General features: G+C 67.8%; 10 protein-coding genes and 1 pseudogene. 5 read left to right on the top strand and 6 right to left on the bottom strand.

What is annotated here, in order from left to right; genetic code table 11:
• Positions 1–170 precede the first annotated feature (170 nt).
• A complete protein-coding gene (locus tag TX88_RS03780) occupies positions 171–929 on the top strand; it encodes an isocitrate lyase/PEP mutase family protein (protein ID WP_044514774.1) in 759 nt (252 codons plus the stop codon).
• A 102-nt stretch (positions 930–1,031) separates the two neighbouring features.
• Positions 1,032–1,508, top strand: coding sequence for a hypothetical protein (locus tag TX88_RS03785; protein ID WP_044519058.1), 477 nt, complete (start codon positions 1,032–1,034; stop codon positions 1,506–1,508).
• A 56-nt stretch (positions 1,509–1,564) separates the two neighbouring features.
• Here the strand turns inward: TX88_RS03785 and TX88_RS03790 are convergent, their stop codons facing one another.
• Positions 1,565–2,473: a DMT family transporter gene (locus tag TX88_RS03790; protein WP_044514776.1), complete on the bottom strand. Its 909-nt coding sequence runs from the start codon at positions 2,471–2,473 to the stop codon at positions 1,565–1,567.
• On the opposite strand from TX88_RS03790, the gene TX88_RS03795 reads away from it, so the two are divergent.
• From TX88_RS03795 to nirD, 3 genes are all read left to right on the top strand, one after another.
• A complete protein-coding gene (locus TX88_RS03795) occupies positions 2,472–3,884 on the top strand; it encodes an aminotransferase-like domain-containing protein (RefSeq protein WP_084621777.1) in 1,413 nt (470 codons plus the stop codon). The genes TX88_RS03790 and TX88_RS03795 overlap by 2 nt on opposite strands.
• 115 nt (positions 3,885–3,999) lie before the next feature.
• Positions 4,000–6,573, top strand: a complete 2,574-nt coding sequence (gene nirB, locus TX88_RS03800; RefSeq protein WP_044514777.1) for a nitrite reductase large subunit NirB — start codon at positions 4,000–4,002, stop codon at positions 6,571–6,573.
• The gene (gene nirD, locus TX88_RS03805) at positions 6,570–6,941 is read left to right on the top strand and encodes a nitrite reductase small subunit NirD (RefSeq protein WP_044514778.1); all 372 of its coding nucleotides are present in this window, start codon (positions 6,570–6,572) and stop codon (positions 6,939–6,941) included. Before nirB ends, nirD begins: the two co-directional genes overlap by 4 nt.
• Here the strand turns inward: nirD and TX88_RS03810 are convergent.
• The 5 genes and pseudogenes from TX88_RS03810 to TX88_RS34855 form a co-directional block, all read right to left on the bottom strand.
• Positions 6,926–7,177, bottom strand: a complete 252-nt coding sequence (locus tag TX88_RS03810; protein WP_044514779.1) for a helix-turn-helix domain-containing protein — start codon at positions 7,175–7,177, stop codon at positions 6,926–6,928. The two genes, nirD and TX88_RS03810, sit on opposite strands and share 16 nt — an antisense overlap.
• 671 nt (positions 7,178–7,848) lie before the next feature.
• A complete protein-coding gene (locus TX88_RS03815; RefSeq protein ID WP_044514780.1) occupies positions 7,849–8,544 on the bottom strand; it encodes a sirohydrochlorin chelatase in 696 nt (231 codons plus the stop codon).
• Positions 8,541–9,692 carry a uroporphyrinogen-III synthase gene (locus TX88_RS03820; protein WP_044514783.1) on the bottom strand — a complete coding sequence of 384 codons (1,152 nt, stop codon included), beginning with the start codon at positions 9,690–9,692 and terminating at the stop codon, positions 8,541–8,543. Before TX88_RS03820 ends, TX88_RS03815 begins: the two co-directional genes overlap by 4 nt.
• A 34-nt stretch (positions 9,693–9,726) precedes the next feature.
• Positions 9,727–11,142 carry a nitrate/nitrite transporter gene (locus TX88_RS03825; RefSeq protein ID WP_044514785.1) on the bottom strand — a complete coding sequence of 472 codons (1,416 nt, stop codon included), beginning with the start codon at positions 11,140–11,142 and terminating at the stop codon, positions 9,727–9,729.
• 111 nt (positions 11,143–11,253) lie between these two features.
• A pseudogene (locus tag TX88_RS34855) lies at positions 11,254–11,443 on the bottom strand (aminoglycoside N-acetyltransferase AAC(2')-Ib); the annotation flags it as partial.

Raw genomic sequence — 11,443 nt, forward strand, 5'->3', positions numbered from 1 at the left:
CAACCAATGCTAGCCACATCACGATCGCGACGTGATGCGCATCACGTCGGAAGGGTCGTCCCGCGCCGCTGGTAACGGGCTGTCGGAACCTTGGTCGTAGGGTTGGTTTCGCCGGCATCTCGCCTGGCAGAAGCGCATCTGAGCAGGACATCTGAGCACCTGGAGGTTCTATGAGTGAGACCACGTTGCAGGAGCGGGCGGCGGCACTGCTGGCGCTGCACCAACCCGGCAACCCCGTTGTGTTGCCCACGGTGTGGGATGCCTGGTCGGCCCGGCTCGCGGTCGGCGAGGGCTTTTCCGCACTCACCGTGGGAAGCCATCCGCTGGCGGATTCGATCGGCAAGGCTGACGGCGAGGTGATGTCGTTCGACGATCTGCTGACCCGCGTGCGGCAAATCACCGACGCGGTCGATGTGCCGGTATCGGTGGACATCGAGTCCGGCTACGGCGAACGGCCCGAGCGGTTGATCGAGGGGCTGCTCGACGTCGGGGCGGTCGGTTTGAACATCGAGGACACCGTGCACAAGGAGGACAAGCGACTGCGCAGTTCGGCCGAGCACGCCGAGTTGGTCGGGCAGCTGCGCGCCGCCGCGGACGCCGCGGGCGTGCACGTGGTGATCAACGCGCGCACCGACCTGTTCCTGCGCAAGGACGGCGACGCCGCTGATCGCGTAGACCGGGCGATCGCCCGGTTGTCCGAGGCGGCCGCGGCGGGTGCCGATTCGTTGTTCCCGGCCGGGTTGGCCGACCCGGAGGGGTTGGGGCGCTTCGTATCTGAGGTTGCCCTGCCGGTCAGCGTGACCGTTCCGGTCGATACCGCCGATCTGGCTGCGCTGACGGACCTCGGCGTCGGGCGCATCACCTTCGGTCCGTTCCTGCAGTGGGTGTTGAGCACACGGGCGAAGGAAGTGCTGGGGCGCTGGCGGTAGCCGTCGGCAATTTGCGCCAACTACCGCTTCTCGGCGTGCGATCTGTGCCAATAATTGCGCACTGATACGTCGAGCGGGCGGGATGCAGCGATGGGTTGGCGCATGAGAAGTGTGGTGACACTGGTGGCGACCGGTGGGGTGGTGCTCGGTGGGATCGGTGCCGCGCCGGCTGGGGCGACGACGATGGTGCCGTTGTCGAATTCCATCCGGGGGTGCGATTTCACGAAGGCGTTGTTTCTCGGCGGTATGGGCTCGGGTAGCGGCTCCGGCCGGGCCAGCATCGGCGCCGATGGCTCGCATGTAGGTGCCGAGGTGTCGCTGCAGTCGGCCCGCGCCGACACCGATTACCAGGTCCGGCTCATCCAGCTGCCACGACCGTCGGTGGCGACGTGCAACGCCGGAGATCCCGGTGTGTCCGGAGCCGTGCTGCACACCGACGCCAGTGGGACGGCGACCGTCACGGTCGCCGGGCCACTGGCCCAGGGCGCTACGCAGGCCTGGGTGGTGGTCGAGGGTCCACCGGCACCGGGACGCATTCGCAGCGACGTCTACAGCTCGGACTACCCGGTAAATCTCTGACTCACGCGAAAGCCGGTGGAAACCCATGGTTCCCACCGGCTTTCGTCGTGGGCGAGCTACCGGAGGCGGATGCGGACGGCGAGGGCTGCGCACCCGATGACCACCGCACCGCCGAGCACCGTCGACCACGTCAGGCGCTCGTGCAGCAACAGTGCCGCCCAGCCGATGGTCATCACCGGCTGGATCAACTGGACCTGGCTCACCTGGGTCATCGGTCCGATGGCCAGGCCGCGGTACCAGGCGAAGAAGCCCAGATACATGCTGACCACCGCCAGATAGCCGAACGCGGCCCACTGCACCGGCGTCGCATTCGGCGGTTGCTGGACGAACGCCAGCACCGTCAAGGCCAGCATCACCGGCGCCGCGACCACCAGGGCCCACGACACCGTCTGCCAGGCGCCCAGTTCCCGGGCGAGTAACCCGCCCTCGGCGTATCCCACCGCCGCCGCCAGTACCGCGCCGAACAGCAACAGGTCCGGCCAGCTCAGATGGCCGAATCCGGCGCCATGGACCATCGCGAACACCACTGCGGCCAGCGCTCCGGCGGCCGCCATCACCCAGAAGGCGGCGGGCGGACGCTCGTGGCCGCGGAGCACCGCGCACACCGCTGTGGCGGCCGGTAGCAGCGCGATCACGATGGCGCCGTGGCTGGCGGGAACGACCGTGAGTGCATAGGAGGTCAGTAGCGGGAATCCCGCCACGACACCGGCGGCCACCACGGCCAGCCGGGCCCACTGCCGGGCGGAGGGCAGGGCCTGCCGGGTCAGTGTGAGGGCGGCCATCGCGATGGCCGCGGCGACGACGGCCCGTCCGGCGCCGATGAACAGCGGGGACAGTCCACCGGTGGCCACCTTGGTGAACACGATGGTGAACGAGAACGCCGTCACGCCCAATAGGCCCCACCACAATCCCGGGTGGGATAGCGCTGACGAACTATTCCGAGTAGCGCTACTCTGTATCAACATGGATAACGATAGCACTGAGCGAATCGTGTCCGGCCTGCGAAAGTGGATCGCCACGGCGCCGCCGGGCGCGCAGCTACCGTCCAACCGGACCCTGGTGGCGGACTATGCGGCCAGCCCGGTGACGGTCGCCAAGGCCATGCGCACGCTGCGCAGCCTGGGGCTGGTGGAGAGCCGGCCGGGGGTCGGGACGTTCGTGCGAGCGGTGCGCAGCGCGCGCCTGCCCGATTACGGCTGGCAGACCGCGGCGCTGCGGTCCCCGCAGGCGCGCATCCCCGCATTGTCGACGCCGCTGCGCAGTGTCGCGCCCGACGTGATCGCCTTGCACTCGGGCTATCCCGTCCGCGAACTTCTTCCCCAGCGGCTGGTCCGCACGGCATTCGCGCGCGCCGCCCGCGGGGACGCCGCGCTGAGCCCGGCACCCGCGCCCGGCCGGCCCGACCTGCAGGCCTGGTTCGCCCAGGAACTGGCCGAGGCCTTCGGTGCGGGTGTGACCGCGCCGACGGCCCGCGAGGTGATCGTGCTGCCCGGCAGCCAGAGCGGTCTGAGCTCGATCTTCCGTGCCCTGGTCGGGTTCGGTCAGCCGATGTTGATCGAGTCGCCGAGCTACTGGGGTGCCATCCTGGCCGCGGCCCAGTCCGGTGTGCGGTTGGTGCCGGTGCCCAGCGGCCCGAGGGGGCCTGAGCCCGAGGAGCTTTCGCGGGCCTTCGCCGAGACCGGTGCCCGGGTGTTCTACGCGCAGCCCAACTACGCCAATCCGACTGGTGCCCAATGGGACCCGGAACTCTCGAGTCAGATTCTGGAGGTGGTGCGCAGCCACGGTGCCTTCCTGGTCGAGGACGACTGGGCGCACGATTTCGGCATCGAGACCACCTCCAGGCCGGTGGTGGCCTCCGACGACGCCGGACACGTCATATATCTGAGGTCGCTGACCAAGAGCGTCTCGCCCTCGATCAGGGTGGCCGCGATGGTCGCCCGGGGGCCGGCCCGCGACCGGATTCTGGCCGACCGCGGTGCGGAGTCGATGTATGTCAGTGGGTTGTTACAGGCCGCGGCGCTCGACGTGGTCACCCAGCCGGCCTGGCGAACTCACCTGCGCGACCTGCGTCAGCAGCTACAGGCCCGGCGTGACCTGCTGATCACCGCCTTGGCCGAGCATGCGCCGGGCGCACAGTTGGAGCATGTGCCCCGTGGTGGGCTGCATTTGTGGCTGCGGCTGCCCGATGCGACGAACCTGCAACGGCTGGTCCGCGAGTGCGAGGCCGACTCGGTGCTGGTGGCGGCGGGCAACGAATGGTTTCCCGCCGAGCCGTCCGGGCCGTACCTGCGACTCAATTACTGCGGGCCGGACCCGCAGCGTTTCCCCGAGGCCGCCCGGGTGATCGGCGAGGCGCTGGCCCGGCAGTCGGGTTAGCTGGACCTCACGGCCGCCCAATCTCACATGTGCGTCGCGTGGACCGTGAGCACACCGTGACGGGCGCTTCACACAGGGCGACATTTCGGCAACTTCGGGTTCCTAACCTCGCCATATGTCGTCAACACAGAACGTCGTGGTCGTCGGACACGGCATGGTGGGCCACCGCTTCGTCGAGGCGCTGCGGTCGCGTGACGCCGCAGGCTCGTGGCGGATCACCGTGCTGTCCGAGGAAGCTGACGCCGCCTATGACCGGGTCGGTCTGACCGGTTACACCGAGCACTGGGACCGTGCCCGGCTGGCGCTGCCGGGCAATGACTATGCAGGTGACGAGCGGGTCGACCTGCGCCTGGGATGTGCGGTCGCCGAGATCGACCGCGAGGCCCGCACGGTGCGCACCACCACCGGCGAGAGCTTCGACTACGACGCGCTGGTGCTGGCCACTGGGTCGTACGCCTTCGTGCCGCCGGTCCCCGGGCGCGACCTGCCGGGCGTGCACGTCTACCGCACGCTGGATGACCTGGACGCGATCCGCGCCAGCGCGAAGACCGCGCTGGACTCGAAGTCGCCGGTCGGCGTCGTGATCGGCGGCGGTCTGCTGGGCCTGGAAGCGGCCAACGCGTTGCGGCAGTTCGGCTTACGGACGCATGTCCTGGAGATGTCGCCACACCTGATGTCGGCCCAGCTCGACGAAGCCGGCGGCACACTGCTGAACCGGATGATGCGGGGCCTGGGGATCGAGGTGCACACTGCGGTCGGCACCGACAGCATTGCCCCGGTGCAGAGGCACAAGCCGCTGCGCAAGTCCGACGTCGACGACTCGATGCGGATAGCGCTCAACGACGGCACCACGATCGACGCCGGTCTGGTCGTCTTCGCCGCCGGTGTGCGTCCGCGCGACGAGCTGGCCCGTGCCGCCGGACTCGACATGGCGCAGCGGGGTGGTGTCCTCACCGACCTGACCTGTGTCACAAGTGATCCCAGCATCTATGCGATCGGCGAGGTGGCCGCCATCGAGGGCCGCTGCTACGGCCTGGTCGCGCCGGGTTACACCACTGCCGAGATCGTGGCCGACCGCCTCCTCGGTGGTGAGGCCGAGTTCCCCGGCGCCGACATGTCGACCAAACTCAAGCTGCTCGGCGTCGACGTCGCGAGTTTCGGTGATGCGAAAGGGAATACGCCGAACTGCCTGGAGGTCGTGGTCAACGACCCGGTCAAGCAGACGTACGCCAAGCTGGTTCTCTCCGACGACGCCAAGACGCTGCTCGGCGGCATCCTGGTCGGCGACGCGTCGGCCTACGGCGTGTTGCGGCCCATGGTCGCCAGCGAACTTCCCGGAGATCCGCTGGCATTGATCGCCCCGGTCTCAGACGGCGACGCACCTACGCTGGGTGTGGCCGCACTGCCCGACATCGCGCAGATCTGCTCGTGCAACAACGTCACCAAGGGCGATCTGAAGGAGGCCATCTGCGGCGGCTGTGACGATGTGCCCAGCCTGAAGAAGTGCACGCTGGCCGGTACTTCGTGCGGTTCCTGCGTGCCGCTGCTCAAGCAGCTGCTGGAAGCCGAAGGTGTCGAGCAGTCCAAGGCGTTGTGCGAGCACTTCGGTCAGTCGCGGGCTGAACTCTTCGAGATCATCAGCGCCACCGAGATCCGTACCTTCTCCGGTCTGATCGAGAAGTTCGGGACCGGAAAGGGTTGCGACATCTGCAAACCCACGGTCGCGTCGATCCTGGCATCCACCAGCTCCGATCACGTGCTCGACGGTGAGCAGGCCTCGCTCCAGGACTCCAACGACCACTTCCTGGCCAACATCCAGAAGAACGGCAGCTACTCGGTGGTGCCGCGGTCGCCCGGTGGCGAGATCACCCCTGAGCAGTTGATCCTGATCGGCGAGATCGCAAGGGATTTCGACCTGTACACCAAGATCACCGGTGGCCAGCGGATCGATATGTTCGGTGCCCGGGTGGAGCAGTTGCCGCAGATCTGGGCCCGCCTGGTCGAGGGCGGCATGGAGTCCGGGCACGCCTACGGCAAGTCGCTGCGCACCGTGAAGAGCTGCGTCGGCAGCACGTGGTGCCGTTACGGCCAACAGGATTCGGTGAACATGGCCGTCGAGATCGAGAAGCGGTACCGGGGCCTGCGCTCACCGCACAAGATCAAGATGGCGGTCTCGGGATGCGCACGGGAATGCGCCGAGGCGCAGAGCAAGGATGTCGGCGTCATCGCCACCGAACAGGGCTGGAACCTCTACGTGTGCGGCAACGGCGGCATGTCGCCCCGGCACGCCCAGTTACTGGCCGGTGATCTCGACGACGAGACACTGGTCCGCTACATCGACCGGTTCCTGATGTTCTACATCCGCACCGCCGACCGCCTGCAGCGCACCGCGCCGTGGCTGGAGGCGATGGACGGCGGGCTCGACCACTTGCGCGACGTCGTGTGCAACGACTCCCTCGGTCTGGCAGCTGAATTCGAGGCGGCCATGGAGCGCCACGTCGCCGGCTACGCGTGTGAGTGGAAGGGCGTCCTGGACGACCCGGAGAAGCTGTCGCGGTTCGTGTCGTTCGTCAATGCGCCCGACGTGGACGACCCCACCATCACGTTCACCGAGCGCGGTGGCCGCAAGGTGCCGGGGGCGACAGACATTGGGATGCCAAAGGTCCGTGGATTCCAGGAGGCGAAATGACACTGCTCGACGACCACAAGGACGTGCACGCCGCGACGCCCGGGGAATGGACGACGGCCTGCCGCTATGACTTCCTGATGCCGTGCCGCGGCGTCGCGGTACTGCTGCCCGACGGCTCGCAGGTGGCACTGTTCCGCCTCGACGACGGTTCGCTGCACGCGGTGGGCAACATCGACCCGTTCTCGGGTGCCGCGGTGCTCTCCCGCGGCATCGTGGGGGATCGTGCCGGCCGGGCGACCGTGCAGTCGCCGATCAAGAAGCAGGCTTTCGCGCTCGACGACGGCAGCTGCCTCGACGATGACACGGTGTCGGTCCCGGTCTACCTGACCCGGATCACCCCTGGCGGGTTCGTTCAGATCTCGGCCTGATCGGCCGCCCTGCTCCAGTGGGCGTCGCGCCCCTGGAGCTTGCGGCGCTCCACGGCGCCGCGGCGCTCGAGCACCGTCAGATTGCGGTACACGGACTCGATTACGACCGGTGCACGGAAGTGCTGGTGCATGTCGTCACGTAGCTGGGCAGTGGTCATCGGCCGGGACGTGCGTTCCAGTGCATTGAGCAGGTGCTGACGCAGACGTTCGGCCGGGACCCGGTCACCGGGTCGCACTGCCGTGCGCGTCGTCTCGACGGCTTGCGCCCGCCGGTGTTGTCACCTGCACCTTTACTTCTGCTCCCGCCCAATCGCCCGATGATCGCGATAACGATAGCTGAGTTTTCGACCCGGATCTGACGCCGAGATCCGCCGGCAAACGATCGGAGGCTCGTTACTCAGGCAAATACCTGGACAGGGGCGGTTTCGCGGAAAAATTTGCCAGATTTGCATGGTCTCGAATGTCGCCAAAGCTGTGGTGCGCATCTCTCTGGCTAACTAGAATAGTTCGCTGGGTGTGTTTAGACTCCCTCTCAAGTAAGCGGCGTCTGAGGGGCTGACAAGGCATGTTTGCGCGTTCGGTAGTGAATCTGGTGGGGGCGGCAGCGATGCTGGGCGCACTCGGGGCAACGTTGATGCCCCTGGCCTTGAACGCCGTGGATCGCGCCGGTCAACCCATCCCGTGCGGTAACGGAGCGCGACCGGATTACAGCGTCGCCGCCCAGCAGGACCGGCTCAACCTGGACCAGCACACACTCGCCGGACCGGGATTCATGGCCAGTGATTACGTCGAGCAATGTTCCGCGATGGTCGGCGCGCGGCGGACGGCGTTCTTCGCGGTTGCGGGCGCCGGTGGCGCACTCCTGCTGGCGGGAACAGCCGGCCCGCTTATCGCGCAGTCGATCCGCTCACGCCGCGGCAGGCAGGCTCAGTACCCCGGCGCGGCGGAAGCGGTTCGCAATCAACCGGACCATGCCGGGGTGGGTGCCGAGTGGTTCGCTCACGAGGTCGGCGCCGGATTCACGCAGCCGGTCCTGGAACAGCCCGTCGGCGAGCAGGTAGGACGCCACAGCTATGCGGCGATGGCCGCGGCCGCGTTGCGCGGCGACGGCTTCGGCAACGCTCGGCGCCCCGGTGGCGGCGAAGGCCAGTTCTACGCGGTCGCCGGTCACGGCTGACAGCAGCGCGGCGGTGCGTCGCAGGTCGGACTGGGCGCTTCGGTCGGAGGTGCCGGCTGCCGCGAGGATCACCGAATCGCCTGGCCGCCATCCTGATTCGACAAGACGATCGGCGAGAACCCGGACGGTTCCCTGGCAGGGACCCAGTGGCTGGGTGACGGTGACGGCCGGGTGCTCACTGGCCGCCACATGGTCGGGTACGTCGACCCGGACGTGATACCCGGCAGCCAGGAACGCGGGCACCACCACCGCCGGGCAGTCCATCGGAAGCGATGCGAGAACTTCGCTCGGCGTCGGGCCGACCACGTCGACGAAAGAGACGTGCACGGGCCGGCCCAGCATGTCGGACACCCGCGCGGCGAGATCGCCGATCATCGCGACACCGCCGGGCTTGCGGGTTCCGTGGGCGACCAGGACCAGGCTCATTGCGCCCGCACCATTTCGGTGTCGTCGACGGCCAGCCGGTAACCCCGCTTGACGACCGTCGACACGATGTTCTTGTCCCCCAAGGCAGTACGAAGTCTCAGCACCGCTGTCTCAACGGCGTGGGTGTCGGTGCCGGTGCCCGGTAGCGCGCTGAGCAGATCGAATCGCGACACCACCGCACCCGGGCGGTTTGCCAGTGCGCGGATGGTCGCCATCCCGGCCGGGGACAGCGACTTGACCGTGCCGTCGACCAGAACGCAGGTGCCCCGGATCTCGAGCGTGTGCCCGGCGACCCTGACGGTCCGTGCCTGCAGCAGTGGCAGTTCGTCGGTGATGTGACGGGCCAAGGCGCCCAACCGCATCCGTTCCGGCGCCGAGGTCGGAACCCCGAGCCGGACCAGTGGCCGCGCGGTGACCGGGCCGACGCACATGGCGTGGACGTCGGTGCGCAGCGCTGCCAGCACCCGGTCGGCGATGTCCATCTCGGTGGCGCGCATCAGCACCGAGGCCACCGCCATCGCCGAGGTGAAACTGACTGCGTCGAAACGCCGTTCGGCGATCCCGTTGACCATCTGATCGAAGTCGCCGTCCCGTGGCGCGGGATGCCAGCGGTAGACCCGGATCGGCACCACCTCGGCGCCGCCGGCACGCAACTCGTCGAGAAACTCGGGGAACGGGTCCCATTCGTCGGTGGCCCCGTGCAGTTGCACGGCGATGCGCTGCCCCTCGACCCCCTTGTCGATGAGGTAGCGCAACACCTCCCGCGAGGATTCCGATTCCGGAGACCACTCCTCGGGCAGGCCCGCGGCCCGCAACGCTCCCGTGGCTTTCGGGCCACGGGAGACGATGCGGGCGTTGCTCAGTGCGTCGGTGAGCTCGGCGGCCAGGCCCCAGCCGTCGGCTGCGGCGAACCAGCCGCGGAAGCCGATCCCGGTGGTCGCCACCACGATGTCCGGCGGCACGTCGATCAGCGACGCGGTGTGCGCGCGCAGCTCGTCGTCGTCGGGCAGAGGAACCATCGTGATGGCGGCCGCGCTGGTCACCGTCGCGCCACGCCTGGTCAGCAGCGCGCTGAGCTCGTCGGCACGTCGGGCGGAGGTCACCGCCACACGAAAACCTGTGAGCGGTGCCCAGTCGGGCTCGTTCATGGATCCAGTGAAGGCACCTCGTGTTTCCAAGTGATTACCCGGCCATTGCCGAGGCGTGTCGGTCTGCGGGGGCCGCTGTGACGGCCGTCTCAGCCGGACGCCGGACGTAGCGGAACCAGGTGCATGCCGAGGCCAACACGTAGAACGCCAGGAAGATCAGGAACGCTGCGGTGGCTGATCCGCTGGACAGGTAAGACTGGCGAAGGGCCAGGTTGATGCCCACGCCGCCCAGGGCGCCGATGGCGCCGGCGAATCCGATCAGCGAACCGGACATCGACAGGGACCACCGCTGCCGCTCCTCTTCGCTGACCTGCAGGGAGTGGCTGCGGGCCTCGAAGATCGACGGGATCATCTTGTAGACCGAACCGTTGCCCAGGCCGCTGAGCAGGAACAGCGCGACGAAGCCGACGACGTAGCCGATCATCATGAGGCTGTTGGCCGCACCGGCGGTGTGATCGTCGAGCATGCTGATCGCGACCAGCATTCCGGCTGCCAGGATCATGCCGCCGAACACCGCAAGGGTCACCCGGCCGCCGCCGATGCGGTCGGCCAGCTTGCCGCCGTACACCCGGGACAGGGAGCCGAGCAGCGGGCCGATGAAGGCGATCTGAGCCGCGTGCAGCGAGGCCTGCGCCGCGGTCTGGCCGCCTGCGGCGAAGTTGATCTGCAGAACCTGGCCGAAGGCGAACGCGAAGCCGATGAAGGATCCGAAGGTGCCGATGTAGAGCAGCGAGATCACCCAGGTATCACGTTCTGTCAGAATGGCTTTCATCGCGCCCAGATCGATCTTGTGCTGCTCCAGGTTGTCCATGTAGAGCGCCGCGCCGATGCCGGCCACGGCCAGCGCAACCAGGTAGACGGCGCACACCCAGTACGGCGCACGGTTGCCCGCGGTGGCGATCACCAGCAGGCCGACCAACTGGATCATCGGTACGCCGATGTTGCCACCGCCGGCGTTGAGCCCGAGCGCCCAGCCTTTGAGCCGCTGCGGGAAGAACGCGTTGATGTTGGTCATCGAGGAGGCGAAGTTTCCGCCGCCGAAACCGGCCAGGGCCGCGCACAGCAGGTAGGGCCACAGCGGCAGGCCCGGATTGGCCAGCAGCACCATGGTTCCGACTGTGGGGATCAGCAGGACGAAGGCCGAGAAGACCGTCCAGTTACGGCCGCCGAAGGTGGCGGTGGCCAGCGTGTAGGGGATGCGCAGGCAGCCGCCGACCAGGGTGGCGGTGGCGCCCAGCAGGAACTTGTCCCCGGCCGAGAAGCCGTATACGGCTTCGGGCATGAACAGGACCATGACCGACCAGATGGACCAGATCGAGAAGCCGACATGCTCGGCGAACACCGACCAGATCAGATTCCGGCGCGCGATGTACTTGTTCCCGGCTTCCCAGGCCAGCGTGTCCTCGGGATCCCAGTTGGTGATGCGATTCGACTTCAGCAGAGTGGGCATGGCGCAAAAGTAGGAAGCGATTATTGCGGAGGCGCTCCCCACAGTGACCCGGCCGTGAAATTCCGCTCACCCGCTCACATGCACGAATGTGAGCCCGTGCTCTTCTGGTGGTTACCAGACGTCGCCGTCGCGCCAGTCGCAGGTGATCTCCGCGGTGGTGTCGAGTTCCATGCCGGTGGGCAGGTCGACCGGCAACACGAACAGCGACCGGTCGTCCTCAGGTGTGCGCGTCACGCCGGCGGCCGCAGCACCGAGGTCGGGCCCTGCCAGGGCACCCAGCCGCGAGCGATGTAGATGTCCC

The sequence above is a fragment of the Mycolicibacterium septicum DSM 44393 genome, assembly GCF_000455325.1.
GTDB classification, from domain to species: Bacteria; Actinomycetota; Actinomycetes; order Mycobacteriales; family Mycobacteriaceae; genus Mycobacterium; species Mycobacterium septicum.

Excerpts from the sequence above, each read along its gene's own strand:
- nirD (WP_044514778.1), top strand. The coding sequence starts at position 6,570 with ATGACACTGCTCGACGACCACAAGGACGTGCACGCCGCGACGCCCGGG.
- TX88_RS03780 (WP_044514774.1), top strand. The coding sequence starts at position 171 with ATGAGTGAGACCACGTTGCAGGAGCGGGCGGCGGCACTGCTGGCGCTG.
- nirB (WP_044514777.1), top strand. The coding sequence starts at position 4,000 with ATGTCGTCAACACAGAACGTCGTGGTCGTCGGACACGGCATGGTGGGC.
- TX88_RS03825 (WP_044514785.1), bottom strand. The coding sequence starts at position 11,142 with ATGCCCACTCTGCTGAAGTCGAATCGCATCACCAACTGGGATCCCGAG.
- TX88_RS03795 (WP_084621777.1), top strand. The coding sequence starts at position 2,472 with ATGGATAACGATAGCACTGAGCGAATCGTGTCCGGCCTGCGAAAGTGG.
- TX88_RS03815 (WP_044514780.1), bottom strand. The coding sequence starts at position 8,544 with ATGAGCCTGGTCCTGGTCGCCCACGGAACCCGCAAGCCCGGCGGTGTC.
- TX88_RS03785 (WP_044519058.1), top strand. The coding sequence starts at position 1,032 with ATGAGAAGTGTGGTGACACTGGTGGCGACCGGTGGGGTGGTGCTCGGT.
- TX88_RS03820 (WP_044514783.1), bottom strand. The coding sequence starts at position 9,692 with ATGAACGAGCCCGACTGGGCACCGCTCACAGGTTTTCGTGTGGCGGTG.
- TX88_RS03790 (WP_044514776.1), bottom strand. The coding sequence starts at position 2,473 with ATGTTGATACAGAGTAGCGCTACTCGGAATAGTTCGTCAGCGCTATCC.